16 protein-coding genes are annotated in these 16939 nt (G+C 60.9%); 1 reads left to right on the top strand and 15 read right to left on the bottom strand.

What is annotated here, in order from left to right; all coding sequences use genetic code 11:
* Positions 1 to 122 precede the first annotated feature (122 nt).
* The gene (locus SO180_RS15210; protein WP_449379646.1) at positions 123 to 998 is read right to left on the bottom strand and encodes an alpha/beta fold hydrolase; all 876 of its coding nucleotides are present in this window, start codon (positions 996 to 998) and stop codon (positions 123 to 125) included.
* A gap of 196 nt (positions 999 to 1194) precedes the next feature.
* Here SO180_RS15210 and SO180_RS15215 point away from each other — a divergent pair, with 196 nt between their 5' ends.
* Positions 1195 to 1545, top strand: a complete 351-nt coding sequence (locus SO180_RS15215) for a hypothetical protein (protein ID WP_449379647.1) — start codon at positions 1195 to 1197, stop codon at positions 1543 to 1545.
* 118 nt (positions 1546 to 1663) lie between these two features.
* Here the strand turns inward: SO180_RS15215 and SO180_RS15220 are convergent, their stop codons facing one another.
* From SO180_RS15220 to SO180_RS15285, 14 genes are all read right to left on the bottom strand, one after another.
* Entirely contained in the window at positions 1664 to 1876 is a 213-nt protein-coding gene (locus SO180_RS15220; protein WP_449379648.1) for a (2Fe-2S)-binding protein, read from the bottom strand.
* 125 nt (positions 1877 to 2001) lie between these two features.
* Complete coding sequence (gene cydB, locus SO180_RS15225) at positions 2002 to 3012, bottom strand: cytochrome d ubiquinol oxidase subunit II (RefSeq protein ID WP_449379649.1); 1011 nt, start codon at positions 3010 to 3012, stop codon at positions 2002 to 2004.
* Positions 3012 to 4412: a cytochrome ubiquinol oxidase subunit I gene (locus SO180_RS15230; RefSeq protein ID WP_449379650.1), complete on the bottom strand. Its 1401-nt coding sequence runs from the start codon at positions 4410 to 4412 to the stop codon at positions 3012 to 3014. The genes cydB and SO180_RS15230 overlap by 1 nt, the downstream gene beginning before the upstream one ends.
* A 176-nt stretch (positions 4413 to 4588) precedes the next feature.
* Positions 4589 to 5032, bottom strand: a complete 444-nt coding sequence (locus tag SO180_RS15235) for a hypothetical protein (RefSeq protein WP_449379651.1) — start codon at positions 5030 to 5032, stop codon at positions 4589 to 4591.
* 15 nt (positions 5033 to 5047) lie between these two features.
* Complete coding sequence (locus tag SO180_RS15240) at positions 5048 to 6394, bottom strand: NAD(P)/FAD-dependent oxidoreductase (RefSeq protein WP_449379652.1); 1347 nt, start codon at positions 6392 to 6394, stop codon at positions 5048 to 5050.
* Between the two features lie 66 nt (positions 6395 to 6460).
* Positions 6461 to 6640 carry a hypothetical protein gene (locus SO180_RS15245; protein WP_449379653.1) on the bottom strand — a complete coding sequence of 60 codons (180 nt, stop codon included), beginning with the start codon at positions 6638 to 6640 and terminating at the stop codon, positions 6461 to 6463.
* Between the two features lie 72 nt (positions 6641 to 6712).
* Positions 6713 to 7498: an enoyl-CoA hydratase gene (locus SO180_RS15250; RefSeq protein ID WP_449379654.1), complete on the bottom strand. Its 786-nt coding sequence runs from the start codon at positions 7496 to 7498 to the stop codon at positions 6713 to 6715.
* Between the two features lie 38 nt (positions 7499 to 7536).
* Positions 7537 to 8760, bottom strand: a complete 1224-nt coding sequence (locus SO180_RS15255) for a CaiB/BaiF CoA transferase family protein (protein ID WP_449379655.1) — start codon at positions 8758 to 8760, stop codon at positions 7537 to 7539.
* A 29-nt stretch (positions 8761 to 8789) separates the two neighbouring features.
* Positions 8790 to 9641 carry an enoyl-CoA hydratase-related protein gene (locus SO180_RS15260; protein WP_449379656.1) on the bottom strand — a complete coding sequence of 284 codons (852 nt, stop codon included), beginning with the start codon at positions 9639 to 9641 and terminating at the stop codon, positions 8790 to 8792.
* 60 nt (positions 9642 to 9701) lie between these two features.
* Positions 9702 to 10904 carry an acyl-CoA dehydrogenase family protein gene (locus tag SO180_RS15265; RefSeq protein WP_449379657.1) on the bottom strand — a complete coding sequence of 401 codons (1203 nt, stop codon included), beginning with the start codon at positions 10902 to 10904 and terminating at the stop codon, positions 9702 to 9704.
* A gap of 55 nt (positions 10905 to 10959) precedes the next feature.
* Entirely contained in the window at positions 10960 to 12162 is a 1203-nt protein-coding gene (locus tag SO180_RS15270) for an acyl-CoA dehydrogenase family protein (protein ID WP_449379658.1), read from the bottom strand.
* A 57-nt stretch (positions 12163 to 12219) separates the two neighbouring features.
* Positions 12220 to 13191 (bottom strand): 3-hydroxyacyl-CoA dehydrogenase NAD-binding domain-containing protein, encoded by a 972-nt coding sequence (locus SO180_RS15275; protein WP_449379659.1) that lies wholly within the window; start codon positions 13189 to 13191, stop codon positions 12220 to 12222.
* A 14-nt stretch (positions 13192 to 13205) separates the two neighbouring features.
* Positions 13206 to 14120, bottom strand: coding sequence for a DUF5050 domain-containing protein (locus tag SO180_RS15280; RefSeq protein WP_449379660.1), 915 nt, complete (start codon positions 14118 to 14120; stop codon positions 13206 to 13208).
* A 243-nt stretch (positions 14121 to 14363) separates the two neighbouring features.
* Complete coding sequence (locus tag SO180_RS15285; RefSeq protein WP_449379661.1) at positions 14364 to 16829, bottom strand: membrane-bound PQQ-dependent dehydrogenase, glucose/quinate/shikimate family; 2466 nt, start codon at positions 16827 to 16829, stop codon at positions 14364 to 14366.
* Positions 16830 to 16939: the final 110 nt, after the last annotated feature.

A 16939-nucleotide genomic window follows, 5' to 3' on the forward strand; every position in this document is an offset into this window, starting at 1 on the left:
GTGAGGTTCACGAAGGGCTATAAATGGAAACATTGGACGTTGCCAGGTCGGTCCAATCGATCTGCCACGAGCACAACAGACCGACGTGTCGAACTTCGACTGAACGTGCAGGAACTGGCGACTCATCGGAATGCGGCACGAACCTCATCGATGGCCAGCCTTGGGTTCTGCAGGTGGGGGAAATGCCCCATGCCTGGAAGAAGGGTCAGCTCCGCATGCAGCCTTTCGGCGAACTCTACTCCCATCTCCTTGTTGATATAGAGATCTTTCTCTCCCCAGATCACCTTCACGCGTGCCTTGAGCTGGGCCAGTCGCGATTCGAAGTCATCCTGGTCTCGCGTAAAGTGCGAGTAGTAGTGGGAGAACGCGTCAGCCGTCGTCATCGCTCCTTGAGTCCATCCTCGGCACATGTCGTCCTTGAACTCAGGCGCGACTTCAAAATGCCCTTCCTTGGGCAAACCTCGCGTGAAGGTGTTCTCCAGGATCTCGTCGCGATTGCTGTTCAAGCTGGCGCGGACCTGGTCCATCGCAGGTCCCGCCTTCAGGCTTTGCAGGCTCGCATACATGAACTGGGGCCTGTTGAACGGGGCGAAATCGCCCACGATGATCGTCCTTGCGATATCGGGTTTTTCCACGGCCAGCAGGAGCGTGGGGAGCGCTCCGATATCGGTTGCGTAGATCGTGAGCTTCGATTTATCGATGGCCGCCTTCTCGATATATCCATCCAGAATACGCGCGTAGTCCTTGGGCGCATATGAAAACTTGTCGACCGTTGGCCTAGATGAGAGCCCGTAACCGGGCCAGTCGAACGCGTGGACCTCGTGGTCATCAGCCAGAGCCTTGGCTATATCCTTCCAGGCATACAGGGTCTCCGGAAATCCATGCAGGAAGAGAACGGTCCCCGTCGGGTTCGCATTGCGCAGAACCATTCGCCTGAGCGTGATATCTTTATTGATCTCAACGAAGTCGATCGCGTCGTCGTTCACTGGTTGTGACATGACGCATATCCTTTCGCTGCTTGCTGTACTTCTCGTGGATGAAGTTGCTCACGTGAGCTTTGGGTCAATCGGGTCATTTTTGACTCGCTCGCTCGATGTCTGCAAGTCAACTGTCCTTTCGATCCAGGAAGAAGCGAATATCGTTGCTCTCCCAACAGGTTCTCCCGGTGCCTGACCGACATACAGAGGAGATGACATGAAATTCGTTTCTGCAGCCGCATTGGCACTTATTGGCTGCCTTGTCGGCTTCAAATTCGCAAGCGCACAAGGAGCCGCCATGAGAACGACGCCGACGACCAAAATTCTCGCCATCGGGACAATCAATCCCGGTTTTGAGCGGTCGCAGGTCTTTGCTGTCCTGCCGGAGGAAGTTCGGGAAACTGTCGACCTCAAGCTCGATGGCAAGATCGAGCAGTGGTATTCGCTACAGGGAAAGCCAGGCGTGGCGTTCATCATCAACGTCACCGATCCGGCAGTCGCTCACGAAATGCTTGAAAAGCTGCCTTTGGGAAAAGCACATATGATGAGCTTCGAACTGATCCCATAGGCCCGCTCAATCCGCTTCGCTTTTTGCAGGGCATGCAGTCGAAGCGTTGAGATACGGAGGTTCGATCCGAAAGAAAGGTGGCGATGCTCCGTCAGAGTATATGGGAAGGCGGCCGCATCTAGATCGACGAAAGATGGTGCAGAGGCTTGTGCCGCAGGAGTCTTCTGACCGAGCGGGAGCAAAGCCCGCAATGCACCAAGCAGCCGAGGCAATTGTAGACCTGCGCAGTCGAATTTAGGTCGGCCTCAGCGGAGGCGACAGCCTCTTTGATGTCGCGATCGCTGAGGACATTGCATGAGCAGATGATCATTCTGAGTGCGCTTTCTGGCATTCCGTTATCGTGCGAGCGGATCTAATCCGCTGCCGACCCATAACTGCCCCAGACAAATAGCGATCTACGTCGTAGTCCAATGATGGGTCGTTTCAGCGCTTGATCTAGAAGATTGGTGGGGGCGATCAGTGATACCCCACATCGGCGCGAACCTTTCCGCGAAACACCCAATATGACCAGCTCGAATAGGTCAGGATGACAGGAATCAGGAACAGCGTTCCGACCAGAAGGAAGGCCTGGGTGCGCGGCGAGGAGGCAGCCTCCCACAGTGTCAGCTGGTAGGGCACGATCATTGGAAACAGGCTGATGGCCATGCCAATGTAGGCAAGGACGAAGAGTGCGATCGCACCAAAAAATGGCGCCGCCTCGGCCTTGCCGTCGAGAGACCGCCATGTCGCGAGCGCGATCACGCCGGACAGTACGGGTACCGGCGCGAACAGCGCGATGTTGGGCCAGGTGAACCAGCGCGCCGCCACCGCGGGGCTCATGATTGGGGTCCAGATGCTCACGATCGCGATCGCGGCGACGACACCGACGAGGCAGACGCGGCCTTGGCGACGTGCCGCAGCCTGAATGTCACCGTCGGTTTTCAGAATAAGCCAGCCGGCGCCGAGAAGGCCGTAGCCGAACATCAAGGCGACGCCGGTCAGAACGGAGAACGGGGTGAGAAACGCAAGGGACGTTCCCGCAAATTGGCCGTCGCAAACCGGGAAACCCTGGACGAATGCGCCAAGCACGACGCCTTGCGCAAACGTGGCCATGGCGGATCCGAGGCAGAATGCGTGGTCCCAGAACGTCTTGTTTTCAGCGTCGCGAAACCGAAATTCGAATGCAACGCCGCGGAACACCAGTGCGAGCAACATGACCAGGATGGGAAAATACACCGCTGGAATGATCACGGCGAACGCAGTCGGGAATGCCGCGAGAAGGCCAAGGCCGCCAAGGACCAGCCAGGTCTCGTTACCATCCCAGATCGGGGCAATCGAGTTCATGATGGTGTTACGGGAGCGCGTATCGGACGCCAAGCCAAAGAGCATTCCCACTCCAAGATCGAAGCCGTCGAGCAGAACATAGAAGAAGACGGCCAGCGCAAGGATCACCGTCCAGATCGGAACCAAATCGAGCGCCTGGGTCATCACACTTCTCCTTTCACGACGTTGATTGCGGGAACCAAGACCGGTGCGGCAGGAATGCCAGCCTCGATCGCCGGAGCCGATTCACCGGTCTCAAGCGGACCTTTGCGAACGAGCCGAAGCAGCAGGATGAGGCCCGAGGGATAAATCAGCAGATAGACCGCCATGTAAGCTAGGAGTGACAGCGTAACGTCATGGCCTGTCACAGACGGCGTCACCGAGGCTGCCGTGCGCAAGAGCCCATAGACCGTCCACGGCTGGCGGCCGACCTCGGTCACGAACCATCCAGCAACGACCGCGATGAAGCCGAGTGGAATCGCACACTGACAAGCCAAGAGGTACAGTCGCGTGTCATAGAGTTGCCCGCGCCACCGCAACCAGCCGCCCAGAAGCACGAGCCCCAGCATCAGGCCCGCGCATCCGACCATCGCACGGAAGGCAAAGAAGGGAATCGCGACGGGCGGACGCTGATCAGCGGGGAAGTCCTTCAGACCCTTCACCTCGCCATTGATATCGTGGGTCAAGATCAGGCTTCCGAGCCAGGGAATTTCGACGGCGAACTTGTTGTGCTCGGCCTTGTCGTCCGGAATTGCGAAGACAGTCAGCGGCACGCTCTTCGCGGTTTCCCAACGAGCCTCAATGGCCGCCAGCTTCGCAGGCTGATATTTGCGGGTGTTGAGGCCGTGCATATCGCCGATCACCATCTGCAGCGGCACCAGCACGGTCAGCGCCCAAAGCGCCATCGACATCATGGTGCGTGCTTCCAGGATGGATCGATTGCGCCTGAGCAGGTATGCGCCGACACCGAGGACGACGAATCCGGTGGTCGTGAAGAATGCGAACGCCGTGTGCGCGAGCCGATAAGGAAACGACGGATTGAAGATCGCCTTGATCCAATCTGTCGGAATGAACTGACCGTTCACGATCTCGTAGCCTGCCGGCGTCTGCATCCAACTGTTGGCGGACAAGATCCAGAACGTGGAAAACAAAGTACCGATCGCCACCATGAGGGCCGCGAAGAAGTGCGCCCAAGGCGGCACCAGCTTGCGGCCGAACAGCAGGACACCGAGGAAGCCGGCTTCCAGGAAGAAGGCCGTGAGGCCTTCATACGCAAAGAGTGGCGAGAGGACGTCCCCGGCTGCGGACGCGTAGCGGCTCCAGTTGGTGCCGAACTGGAATGGCATGACAAGGCCCGTCACGACACCCATGCCGAATGCGATGGCGAAGATCTTGGTCCAGAATATCGAGTTGCGGACATAGACTTCGCGTCCTGTCGCAAGGCTCAAGCCCTCGAGGACAGCGATGAAGGACGCACATCCGACGGTGAATGCTGGAAGCAGAATGTGCCAGGCGACGACCCAGGCGAACTGGATGCGTGATAGCAGGACTGGATCAAAATGCATCGCTGGACCTCTTGTGTTGTGGGGCTATAGAGAGAGCGACCGAAGGAGCCCTCAAAGCCGCCTGCAAGCATGCAGGCTCGTTGAAAATAGACCGCGCAGTTCAGCTGCATGAGTAAACGCTGCCAAATCGCGGCAAATTCTTCAAAGTGGAGGAAGCAACGACGTTGAGCTCACGCTCAACGGTCATTGAGGGCCTGCAATTCGGCACGGCATTCCTCGCTGAACGCCCGCAGCGGATTGACGGCATGGCCGTTCATCAGCTCGCGAACTTCAGAGAGGGTCTTGTTGGGCATGAAATATGTGTCGATGATCAAATGAATGACCGCATCCGCCTTCTCGATCACGGCGGTGCTTGATACGACGCGCATCCGGTTGATCAGCGCGTAGACGCTGACCAATGCGGAGACCTCCGCCTGATCGTGGACGAGCGCGTCGGCGTAGAGCTTCGAGGCCTCATCGATGAATTGCTTGTACAGCTTTTGCCGTCTGGTCTTTTCCCCCGACAGCCGCTTGGCGCGATCCTGATGGTGCAGCGTGAGCCAGGCTGACGCGAACGACGTAAGGCCGCCGATCGTCGACCCCGCCAACGCTGCCAATGCGGGGAGGTAGACCGTATTCATGGCGCAACTGACCGTTCAGCGGTCCGATCCCCGAGTCGCAACCCTCGGGGCCTCGGGAATCAGGCGCGAGCTGCGTTGGCCGGTGAAATACGACCAAAGCCACTGCCGCTGCACGCGCAGGCGGTTCTGTAGCTGCGGCAGGGCGAGGATGTGAACGCACGCCCAGATCAGCCAGGTCAAGGACCCACTTGTCCGCAACCAGCCCCGCTCCAGCACGGCGTAATTCTTGCCGACGACCGCCATGTTGCCTTTGTCGAAATAATGGAACGGACGTTTCTCTTTTTGGCCCTTCAGCTCCTTCGCGATCAAGCGCCCGACGTAGCGTCCTTCCTGGATCGCGGCCTGCGCCACGCCCGGCACCGGATGTTCGTTTTGCATGACCGACGCCGCATCGCCCACGACGAACACGCCCGGCACGTCTACGACCTTCAGGAAGGAATCAACGAGTGCGCGTCCCGCGCGGTCGGTCTTGGTGCCGAGCATCTTTGGAATAGGCGACGCCGCAACCCCAGCTGTCCACAGCACGGTGGCGCTGGGAATTCGGTTGCCGCCGGCGACCACGCCCTCCGCGTCGACGGTCTCGACCTTCGCTCCAGTCAAGACCCTCACGCCGAGCTTCGTGAGTCGTCGGGTCACCCTGCGCGACAGTGGCTCAGCGAAGGTCGGCAGAACGCGCTGTCCCGCGTCGAGCAGAATGATGCTGGCCTGCGCTGGGTCGATATGGCGAAAGTTTCCGCGCAGCGTGACCTTCACCATTTGCGCGAGCGATGCCGCGAGTTCCACGCCGGTGGGGCCTGCTCCGACCAGCACGAATGTCATCTGGCGCGCGCGTTCGCTTGCGTCCTCGGTCGTTGCGGCAACTTCGAACGCGCCCAGGATCTTGGTTCGGATCGTCTCTGCGTCGTTGAGACTCTTGAGCGCCGGGGCAAATCGCGCGAACTCATCGTGCCCGAAGTAGCTCGGGCGCATGCCGGTCGCGACCACTAGGTAGTCGTAGGCGATCTTACGGACGCCCACACCGGGGGAGGACGCCTCGATGGTGCGGGAAGCAACATCGACGCCGGTGACCTCCGCCAGGAGCACGCTGAGGTTTCGCTGCCTGACCTCGAGCTGGCGGATTGGCGCTGCGATCTCGGCCGGCGAGAGGACTGCCGTCGCCACCTGGTAGAGCAGCGGTTGAAAGATATGGTGGTTACGGCGGTCGATCAGTATGACATCGACATCAGCGCGCCGCAGCGCCCGTGTTGCGGCGATCCCGGCAAAGCCGCCCCCGATGACGACGACCTGCTTGCGCCCTCGGTGTGGAGCCTCGATAGCTGCGGTTGCTTCGTCGGGCCGGGTCTCAGCCAGTATCGCACCCATTGGTTAACCTCGTTCGTGTTCTTTGTCGTCGACGGCGTCGGCAAGCTTTTTTCGGAAGCGATGCTCTCAACGCGCCAGCCATTCGGGTTTGCGGCATCCCGTTGCACGAGAGGCCGCCATTTTGCAATTTGCGGACTTGCTCAGTGCCGTGACTGCACTGAGCGGCTCCGGCTTCAAGGTGATCAGGAACACCACGAAGCCCAGGGCTCCCAGGGCGAACGTGACCATGCTTAAGACGTGTTTCATATAAGCTCCACGTGTCTCCGCCTGGCGCCGCGGTGACCCGACGCGACGCCAATCAATTGCTGCGAGCGTGGACTATTCGGCCGCCACGTGCGTCGGGCTCTTCGCAAAATTCGGCGGGCGCTTCTCGCGGATGGCCGAGATCGCTTCCTTGGCTTCTGCCGAGCTCACCCGCTCCATGAACTCTTGGCTTTCGCTCTTGATGGCCTCTTTGAGCTGGCCAATCGAAGCCTGCTTGAGGAGCCGCTTGCTTGCCAGCAACGCGCCGCTCGGTTTTGCCGCCAACTTCTCCGCAGTTGCGGTCGCGGTTGCGAGCAGATCGCTATCGGGCACCACGCGAGTCACGAGGCCCAGCTCCACCGCTCGCGGGGCCGTGAAGGGCTCTCCCAGCAGGTACAATTCCGTTGCCCGGAGATGACCCACGCGCGCCGGTATCGAAAAGCTCGATCCGAATTCCGGCACCAGCGCCAGGTTGATGAACGGCAGCTGGAATTTCGCGCTCTCGCCCGCGTAGACGAAATCGCAATGGGTCAGCATCGTGGTTCCGCCGCCGATCGCCGCGCCTTGCACGGCCACCACGATCGGCTTTTCGAATCTGACGAACGCCTCCATCAGGAGGCCCTGCGGAAAGGCACCCGGCCTGGGCGGATTCTTGAGAAAATCCCCAAGATCGTTACCGGCGCAGAACGCATCTCCTGCGCTGTGCCAGAGCACGACGCGGATCGCGTCGTCCTTGTCGGCTTCGTTGAGGATGTCGGCCAGGTTCGTGTACATGCTGGACGTCATCGCGTTCTTCTGTGCCGGGCGATTAAGCTGGATCCGCAGGATTGCGCCGGTACGCTCGGTGACAATATCGCTCATTGTTTGCTCCTTTGTTCGCTACACTTCGTCGCCATCTTCTAGGCGTGTTCCTTGACTTTCGGCACCGCGCCGCTCGCGCGCAGGCCGTCGATGCCCTTCGCGTCAAATCCCAGGTCACGGAGGATCTCTTCGGTGTGCTCGCCGAGGTCGGGCCCGCGCCGGGCCGGGACCTTGGCGACACCGTGCACCTGTATTGGGCTGCTGATCGTCGTGTTGAGGTTGCCGCCGGCGCCTTCGAGCGGAACGACGATGTCGTTTGCCGCCAGCTGGGGATCGTTAATCACCTCTTGCGGCCCGCGCACGGCGCCGAACGTGACGTGCGCGCCGCTGAAGACGTCATACCAATGCGCCATCGGCTGCGCGGAGAAAACCTCGTCGAGGATGGCCGTGAGTTCCGACATGTTCGCCATCAGCTTGGCTGGATCGGCGAATCGCTGATCGGTCAACAGATCCGGTCGGCCGATTGCCTTCGCCACAGCGGCCAACTTGTCGGGCGTGACGATAAGAACGAACCAGGTGCCGTCGGCTGCGCGATACACGTTGAGCGCCGCATTGGCCGGATGCATGCGATCATGCAGCCCAAAGAACTTTGCACCGGCCAGCGCAGCCTGTATCGAAACGCTCGCCGACCAGACACCCTCGGCGAGCAGTGAGGTCGTGACATACGCTCCCTTGCCGGTTCGCTCGCGGCGGTAAAGCGCGGTGACGATCGCCGAATAGATTCCGACACCTGTCGCGTTGTCGCCGCTGCCGGCCACCGGCCAGGTCGGCGGCGCGCCGGCATCGCGCGTCATCGACAGCAAACCACTACGCGCCCAGTATGCCGTGATGTCGAAGCCCGGCAGATTAGCATCCGGTCCCTTTTCGCCGAACCCCGTAAGGTCCGCGTAGATCAGGCGCGGATTCCAGCGCACCACATCGTCATATTCGAGCTTCAACTTCTTGCGTGCCGGATGTGGCGTATTGACGATGAATACATCGGCCCATTTGACAAGCTGCTCGAGGACTTGAGGGGCGCTGGGCGACTTCAGATCGAGCGTGATACTGCGCTTGTTGCGGTTGACGAGATGCCACTGATAGGGCTCATCTGCCGCCGGCTGCGGTGGGATCTTGTGCACATGTCTCCAAGGGTCGCCGTTCGGCGGTTCGACCTTAATGACGTCGGCGCCGAAGTCCGACAGGATGACGGCGGCGCCGGGTGCCGCGACGAAGCTTGAGAAGTCAACCACCTTCAGTCCAGAAAAAATGTTGTCGCTTGCCATTGGATATCTCCTAAATCACCGTGTTTGCTTCACCGCCCCGCGAACTGCGGGGCGCGCTTTTCGAGGAAGGCGGACGTGCCTTCCTTCTTGTCCTCAGTCCCGGCGCATAGGCCGAAGTATGAAGCTTCGAGGGCAAAGCCTTCGTTCTGGCTCGTGTCCAATCCCTTGTTCACCGCTTCGAGCGATTGCCTGACGGCGATCGGCGCGTTGGAGGCGATCAGCTTCAGGATGGCTTCCGCACGCGTCATGAGATCGGCTGCCGTAACGACCTCGTTGACGAGCCCGACGCGCCAGGCCTCCTGCGCGCTGATGGTCTCTCCGGACAGGATGAGCTGGAGCGCACGGCCCTTCCCAACCAGGCGCGGCAACCGCTGCGTGCCGCCGCCGCCGGGAAGCAATCCCAGCTTGACCTCGGGCTGGCCAAACTTCGCGTGCTCGACGGCGATTCGGATGGTGCATGCCATTGCCGTCTCGCAACCGCCGCCAAGTGCAAAACCGTTGATTGCCGCGATCACCGGCTTGCCGAGATTCTCGATGAGATCGAGCACCTCCTGGCCGTAGCGGCTGGACCGTTCGGCGTCGATTGAACTCGCATGCGCGAGTTCGCTGATGTCGGCTCCGGCGATGAAGGCCTTGTCGCCTGCGCCGGTAAGAATGACGCCGCGCACGGCAGCATCGTTCCGCGCATGCTCGAAAGCAGTTCGCAGATCCTTCCAGGTCGGCGTGTTCAGGGCGTTGAGCACCTTCGGCCGGTTGACGGTCACATAGGCGATCGCGCCGCGCTTCTCGTACAGGACGTTTGCGAGCGTTAGGACTTCCGTCGATGAATCGGCAGGCGCCGTCGTGGGCGAAGATGCGAGCGTCGTTGTTGTCGATGACATGTTGATCTCTCTTTTTAAGGTTACGAGCCGGCGCAAAGCGCGCCGGCGCGCTTGTGAGTCTCAGATGAAGGCGCTGAAGCCGGTGATCGCCTTGCCGACGATCAGGTTCTGCATCTGATACGTGCCCTCGTAGGAATAGAGGGCCTCGGCATCCGCGAAGAAGCGTGCGACGTTGTAATCGGTGAGAATGCCGTTGCCGCCGAGCACCTCTCGCGCCCAGGAGACCGTCTCACGCGCCTTGGCCGTCGTGAACGCCTTCGAAAGCGCCGCTTGCTGGTCCGTCAGCTTGCCTTGGTCGGCGAGCTGGGCCGTGCGAACCACCATGCCTTGGCAGGCGGTGATGTTGGCGAGCATCTTCGCAAGGAGGTCCTGAATGAGTTGGAACGAGGCAATCGGCTTTCCGAACTGCAATCGCTCCTGGGTATATTTGAGCGCGTGCTCGTAGGCGCCCATCGCGCATCCCGTCGCTTCCCATCCCACGTAGTACCGCGTCCCACGCAGCACGCGCGCGGTGTCACGGAAGGACTGCTCACCCGATGCGAGTCGGTTTGCTTCCGGCACCCGGCAGTCCTTCATCGTGATCTGACCGTTCTGGACCACCTTGAGCGCGATCTTGTTCTGCATCTTCTCGACGCTGAAGCCGGGCGTCGACTTGTTCTCGACGATGAAGCCCTTGACCTGGTTGTCGTCGACGTCACGTGCCCAGATGATCGAGATATCGCACCAGGGTGCGTTGCCGATCCACCGCTTCTGGCCGTTGAGGACCCAGGTGTCCCCTTCGCGCTTCGCCGTCGTGGTGAGGCCGCCAGCCGCTCCCGAGCCGACCAGCGGCTCGGTCAGGCCAAAGCAGCCGATCTTTTCCATGCGGGCCATCGGCGGCAGCCACTTTTGTTTCTGCTCCTCCGATCCAGCGACCTGGATCGAACCCATTGCCAGGAAGTTGTGGACGCCGAAGAAGGTCGCGAATGAAGCATCGACCCGCGCCATTTCCACTCCGATGAGGCCGACCAGCAATTGATTGCCACCGGCGCAGCCGTACCCCTTGATGCCGAGGCCGCCGAGGTTCAGCTCCTTTACCAAGGGCACCAGCTCGAACGGGAACGCGTCCTCGACCCAGTACTTGTTGATGATCGGCGCGACTTTCGACTCCATGAACGTGCGCACCCTCTGATGGATCGCACGCTCCTCGGGGTTCAGGAGGTCGGCGTAGTTATAGAAATCGCTATCCGGTGTCGGAAGCGGCTTCGGGGTTTTGGTAAGCATTTTGGACTCCAGTTGCTGTGTTTGAAAGCTTGGGGCGCCGGCGCACCTGCAAATCTCACACGAAGGCGCTGAAGCCGGTGATCACCTTGCCGACGATCAGGTTCTGCATCTGGTAGGTGCCTTCATAGGAGTAGATCGCTTCGGTATCGGCAAAGAAGCGCGCGACGTTGTAGTCGACCAGGATCCCGTTGCCGCCCAGCACCTCGCGGGCCCACGCGACCGTTTCCCGTGCCTTAGACGTGCAGAACGCCTTGACAATCGCTGCCTGCGCATCAGTCAGCTTGCCTTCGGTCTCCAGCTGCACCGAGCGAACCAACATAGATTGACAGGCCACGATGTTGGCCAGCATCTTTGCCAGCAGCTCCTGAATGAGCTGGAACGACCCGATCGGCTTGCCAAACTGCAAGCGCTCCTGGGAGTACTTCAGGGCATTTTCGTAGGCGCCCATCTGGGCACCGGTAATTTCCCAGCCGACGCCATGCCGGGTACCGCGCAGCACCAGCGCAGGATCGCGAAACGTTCCTTTGCCTCCCTGGAGACGATTCGCATCTGGCACGCGGCAGTCGGTCATCGTGATCTGGCCGTTCTGCACGACCTTCAGCGCGATCTTGTTCTGCATCTTGTCGACGCTGAACCCCGGCGTCATCTTGTTCTCGACGATGAAGCCCTTGACCTGGTTGTCGGCCACATCGCGCGCCCAGACGATCGAGATGTCGCACCACGGCGCGTTGCCGATCCAGCGCTTCTGGCCGTTGAGGATCCAGCTGTCGCCTTCACGTTTCGCCGTGGTCATGAGACCAGCACCTGTCCCTGAGCCCACCAGCGGTTCGGTCAGCGCGAAGCAACCGACCTTTTCCATGCGCGCCATCGGCGGAAGCCACTTCTGCTTCTGCTCCTCGGTGCCCGCGAGGTAAATGGAATTCATCGCGAGACCGGTGTGGACACCATGGAAGGTGCAGAACGAAACGTCGGTCCGCGCAATCTCGAGGGCGACCAGGCCGAACAGCAAGGGGCTTCCGCCCGGGCAGCCGTAACCATTAATGCCGAGACCGGCGATGTTTAGGTCCTTGTACGACGGCAGCAGCTCGAACGGGAACGAGTCCTCGACCCAGTGTTTGTTGATGATGGGTGCGACTTTCGTCTCCATGTAGGCGCGCATCTTTTTTACGATCCCCCGTTCCTCGTCGCCCAGCGTTTCAGCGAATTGAAAGAAGTCGCTATTCGGCAGCGGAAGCTGTTTCGGGGCCTTGGTGAGCATTTTGGATCTCCACTTGTTGTGGTTTGAAAGCCGGTAACCTGCGCCTGCAGCGGATCGTTACTCGGCTGCGACTTCGCGCCGAGCAACCGTCTCTGACCGCTTGCGCAGTTCGATGAGGCCGAGCAAAATCTCGTCGCGCGCATGCTCCAGCTCCTGGACGGAGCGTGATCCGACTTCGGCATGGACGCTGTCGATGAGCCTTTTCTGCACTTCCGGCGTCAGCACGGGTGAGCCGAGGGTCTTCCACCAGGCCGTCATTGGGCCGCTGAACTGCTGGAAGAAGTGCTCGATACCACCCGGGCCGCCGCCGAGGTGGTTGAGCATCATGTTGCCCATGACGCCCCAGCGCAGGCCCGGTCCCCAGGAGAGGGCGGTGTCGACGTCGGCGGCGCTCACGATCCCTTCGGCGACGAGGTAGTAAACCTCACGCCCCAATGCGGCCTGCAGACGGTTGGCGACGTGGCCGGGCATCTCCTTGTTGATCCGCACTGTCTTTTGCCCTATCGACGAGTAAAATTCCGCTGCGCGCTGGATCGTTTCCTCGGAAGTCTTGGCTCCGCCGACAATCTCGGTCAGCGGGATCAGGTGCGGCGGATTGAACGGATGGCCGATGACGCAGCGCTCGGGATGCGCGGCGGCTCCCTTCTGGATTTCGCTCATGGTGAGCCCCGACGAGCTCGATGCGACGATCACCTCGGGCGGCAGCAGCTCATCGAGCTGCCCGTAGAGCTTTTGTTTGAAATCGATCCGCTCGGGCCCGTTCTCCTGGACGAGGTCGACGTCGACAAGTGCCTGCGCAAGATCTGCGGTGAACGTGAGATTCGACTGCGACGCTCCCGCCGACAGGCCCAAGCGCTTTAGCGCCGGCCAGGCCGTCTCCACGAACTTGCGGAGCGAGGCTTCTGCGTTCGGCGCGGGGTCGGTCGCGACAACCTGCAGTCCCTTGGCGAGAAACAGCGAGGCCCAGCTCGCGCCGATCACGCCGGTACCGATGATAGCGATGCGGCGAATAGGTCTGGCGTTGGTCATGTCATGTTCTCCGATCAGATTTCAGCGTAAGCGATGCCGGTGAGATTGCCCTGGGCGTAGAGGAAGTTGCGCTCGTTCTTGCCGTCGAGATCGGCGGAATAGATCGAGCCCGCGAAGTCGGTGACGAACATCCGGTTGCCCGGCACGTTGAGCGCAATGCCGATGCCCTCCATCAGATGCGTGACCACGATTTCAGGGGCGGCCTTTGTGTCGATCGGCGCGCGATTGACGGTGTTGCCGCGCGGCGGGTCGCCGCGGTCGGTCCAGTAGAGGATGCGGTTCGTCAGATCGAGCTCGAGGTCGATCGGTTCCGGAAGACGATCGAACAGCACCTCGATGTCGGAGCGGTTCGTCGGAGTTTCGCCCTTCGGGATGTCGATGCTGGCGCGGAAGATGCGGCCCTGTTCGCCATTGTCGGGACCCTTTTGCGTCCAGTAGATGTGCCGCCGTTTGCGATCGACGGTGATTCCGACGCACCAGCGGCTTTGATCTTGCCGGTCGTCGTCGCCGCGGCCGGTCTCGACCAGCGTTTCGACCTGCGAACCATCGAGGTTGGCGCGCATCACGCGCATGCCCTCACGGTCGCACCAGTAAAGCTTCTTTCCCTCCTTATCGAGGTGCATCTGCTTCGGCGTGTACGTGACGCCTTGCGGTATGATGACCTTGCGATTTCCGCCATCGAGGTCGACGCGTTCGATCGAACCATCGTTGAGAGGGGGAACACCCATGTTGGTCCAGTAGATATGGCCCGCCTCCACATCCACGGCGATGCCGTCGGGGAGGCGGCCATCCGTGACGATGATCTTGCGGTCGGAGCCATCGGGATTCATCGAATGAATGCGGTTCCCACTCAGTTCGAGCACGAAAAGTCGACTGGAGCGGGTGACGCTCGATGAGTTCTTCGGGTCAGTTGCTTGAAGTACCGTCATGATCGTTCCTTCGCTGTCACAGTTGCCTTGTCTCGAATTGACTTGGTTGGTCTAGAGATGATGACCGTCATGAAAATATTTGACCCATTTGCTCCGTCGTTGCGAGTAAAGGCCGGCAAATCGCGCCAAATTGCTGCAAGGGAGCGTGCTCGTGAATCGGTCGGCTTGGCCGCTGTTTCTGTGCTCCAGACAGCACAACGCGCGGCATCGGGTGATGCCGCGCGTTGCGGAGGTCTCGTACTCTTACTTGTTGTCCGGCAGAGCGTAGGCGATCAGAGAGTCGCCCGGGGGCGTCATCATGAAGTGATGGCCGCCAGCCATGATGGCCACATATTCCTTGCCATTCTGCTCATAGACGATCGGCGTGGCCTGGCCGCCCGCGGGTAGCACGTCACTCCACACGATCTCGCCGGTCTTGATGTCGATCGCCTTGATCAGATCGTCGGTTGCCGCCGAGATGAAGATCAGACCGCCTGCCGTCACGACGGATCCGCCATTGTTTGGCGTGCCGATCTCGAGCGGAATGAAGGTCGGCATTCCGAACGGACCATTCCGCCGGGCCGAACCGAACGGCCGATCCCACAGCGTCTTGCCCGTGGCGAGATCGATCGCGCGGATGCCGCCGTAAGGAGGCCGCGTGCAGAGCACGCCCGTCGGCATTTGCCATCCCGCGTTGACGAGGATGCCGTAGGGTGTTCCCGTCTGGGCGCCTGCGCCTTCAGCACTCGATGCGCTTCCGGCCGCACGGGGATCGCCGGCGGGGAACAGGCCCATCGCGTCCGCGTCCTTGCGGGTTACGAGCGTGTCGTAGTTCGGCATGTCGTTATAGTTCGCAATGATGATCCCGCGGTGCGGATCAACGGCAACGCTGCCCCAGTCCGACCCGCCGTTGTAGCCAGGATATTCGAGGTTGTGGCGACCGAGCTCTGGCGGAGTGAACGGCCCTTCATAGCGAGCGCGCTTGAAGTTGATCCGGCAAATCATCTGGTCGATGGGCGAGATGCCCCACATGTCGTGCTCGACAAGGTCGGCTTTGCGCAACGTATGATAACGCGAGAACGGCTGCGTCGGAGAGCGCTGGCCGGGCTCCGCGCCGCCCTGCGGGACGGCCACTTCGTCGACCTGGTGCAGCGGTCTTCCGGTGGCGCGGTCGAGCACGAACATGTCGCCGCTCTTGGTCGGCAGCAGGACCGCCGGCACCTTGCCGCTCGCAGTGGGGAATTCGACCAGGGTCGGTTGAGAACCGAGATCATAGTCCCATACGTCGTTGTGCACGGTCTGGAACACCCAGCGTGGCTTGCCCGTATTCACGTCCAGCGCGACGAGTGCGGAGCTGTACTTCTTCTCCTCATCTGAACGCAACGACGTGTAATAATCGCCGGCCGAGTTTCCCATCGGCAAGTAGACGAGGCCGAGCTTCTCGTCACCGATGCCCGTCGTCCACATGTTGGGCGTGCCCAGGGAGTAGGGCTTTCCGTCCGGCGGCAGCTTCGTGACCTCAGGCTGGTTGATGTCCCAGGCAAAGCGGAGCTCGCCGGTTACCGCGTCGTACCCGCGGATGACGCCCGATGCCGCCCAACGGCGTTGACCATCGAGCACCTGATGCCCGGAGACGACGATCCCTTGCACGATGACCGGTGCCGAAGTGATGGCCGCCGTCCCCGGAATGACGGGTGTGATGGCGCCCGTGGCGCTATCTTTCTGCGCGAGTCCGACCTTGAGGTCGGCGGCGCCGTTCTTGCCGAAATCCTGGCATGGCTGACCCGTCTTGGCGTCCACGGCGATCAGGCGCATGTCGAGCGTTCCCTCGATGATGCGTGCCGCGCAGGCCTGGCCGGCTGTGGCTTTCGGGTTCTCATAGTACGCTACACCGCGACAGGCTGCCGTGTAGGGGACCCATGACGTCGGCACCTCTGGATCGTACATCCACAGCTTCTCGCCGGTCGCCGCGTTCAGCTTGAACAACTTGTTCATCGGCGTGCAGCCGTAGATGGCATTGCCGACCTTGAGAGGGGTCAGCTCCGATCCGTACTTCTTCGGAATGTCGCCGGTGTGGAAGGTCCAGACACGCTTGAGGTCCTTGACGTTTGCGGGCGTGATCTGGGCGAGATCCGAATAGCGCTGCCCGCTCTGGCCGGCGCCATAGGCGTTCCACTCACCCTTGTTGGGCGCATATGCGGAGTCTTCGAAGACGGCGTTTGCGTGCGCCTGAGGGAGTGGATTCGGTGCCGCCTGCTGATTGAAGATCGGGATGAGGACGCCGAGTGCGGCAACGAAGAGCCCGGCGCCGATCGATCCCAGCTTTCGGACATGCCGGCCGATCGTCTTGTCAATTGCGGGAGCAACCAGAATAGCAAGGACGAAGAGGATGAAGGGGCCGACAAGACGCGGGATCAACTCCCAGCCCGATAGGCCGACTTCCCAAAAGCTCCAAACGGCCGTGAACGCGAATGCGCCGAGATAGGTATAGATGCCCGCGATGCTTCCCCTAGTCATGAGAACGCCAGCAGCGAGAAGCATCGCGCCTACCACAACGTAATAGAGGCTGCCTCCCAGCGAGGCTAGGTAAGCGCCACCGCCGGCGAGGATCAAACCGAGCAATGCGACGATCCCGCCCAAAACTGTGGGCGTCCACGCGAGGTATCTCTGCAACTCTGATGCCCGGTGTCTAGGCTGTGCTGCCGGGACTACATCTACTGTCGAGGACATCTCTTTCTCCTTTTTGAGAATTTAGATTTCAAGAGCGACGAGCCGAGCCGCTCACGCCGTCGAGGGTTTGCATGCTCCGAGCGCTCGAGGCTCAGCTAGTTGATCGCCGG

The organism is Bradyrhizobium sp. UFLA05-112 (genome assembly GCF_053572325.1).

Bases quoted from the DNA above. Each gene is read 5' to 3' on its own strand.
- SO180_RS15210 (WP_449379646.1), bottom strand. From the start codon at position 998: ATGTCACAACCAGTGAACGACGACGCGATCGACTTCGTTGAGATCAAT.
- SO180_RS15215 (WP_449379647.1), top strand. From the start codon at position 1,195: ATGAAATTCGTTTCTGCAGCCGCATTGGCACTTATTGGCTGCCTTGTC.
- SO180_RS15220 (WP_449379648.1), bottom strand. From the start codon at position 1,876: ATGCCAGAAAGCGCACTCAGAATGATCATCTGCTCATGCAATGTCCTC.
- cydB (WP_449379649.1), bottom strand. From the start codon at position 3,012: ATGACCCAGGCGCTCGATTTGGTTCCGATCTGGACGGTGATCCTTGCG.
- SO180_RS15230 (WP_449379650.1), bottom strand. From the start codon at position 4,412: ATGCATTTTGATCCAGTCCTGCTATCACGCATCCAGTTCGCCTGGGTC.
- SO180_RS15235 (WP_449379651.1), bottom strand. From the start codon at position 5,032: ATGAATACGGTCTACCTCCCCGCATTGGCAGCGTTGGCGGGGTCGACG.
- SO180_RS15240 (WP_449379652.1), bottom strand. From the start codon at position 6,394: ATGGGTGCGATACTGGCTGAGACCCGGCCCGACGAAGCAACCGCAGCT.
- SO180_RS15245 (WP_449379653.1), bottom strand. From the start codon at position 6,640: ATGAAACACGTCTTAAGCATGGTCACGTTCGCCCTGGGAGCCCTGGGC.
- SO180_RS15250 (WP_449379654.1), bottom strand. From the start codon at position 7,498: ATGAGCGATATTGTCACCGAGCGTACCGGCGCAATCCTGCGGATCCAG.
- SO180_RS15255 (WP_449379655.1), bottom strand. From the start codon at position 8,760: ATGGCAAGCGACAACATTTTTTCTGGACTGAAGGTGGTTGACTTCTCA.
- SO180_RS15260 (WP_449379656.1), bottom strand. From the start codon at position 9,641: ATGTCATCGACAACAACGACGCTCGCATCTTCGCCCACGACGGCGCCT.
- SO180_RS15265 (WP_449379657.1), bottom strand. From the start codon at position 10,904: ATGCTTACCAAAACCCCGAAGCCGCTTCCGACACCGGATAGCGATTTC.
- SO180_RS15270 (WP_449379658.1), bottom strand. From the start codon at position 12,162: ATGCTCACCAAGGCCCCGAAACAGCTTCCGCTGCCGAATAGCGACTTC.
- SO180_RS15275 (WP_449379659.1), bottom strand. From the start codon at position 13,191: ATGACCAACGCCAGACCTATTCGCCGCATCGCTATCATCGGTACCGGC.
- SO180_RS15280 (WP_449379660.1), bottom strand. From the start codon at position 14,120: ATGACGGTACTTCAAGCAACTGACCCGAAGAACTCATCGAGCGTCACC.
- SO180_RS15285 (WP_449379661.1), bottom strand. From the start codon at position 16,829: ATGTCCTCGACAGTAGATGTAGTCCCGGCAGCACAGCCTAGACACCGG.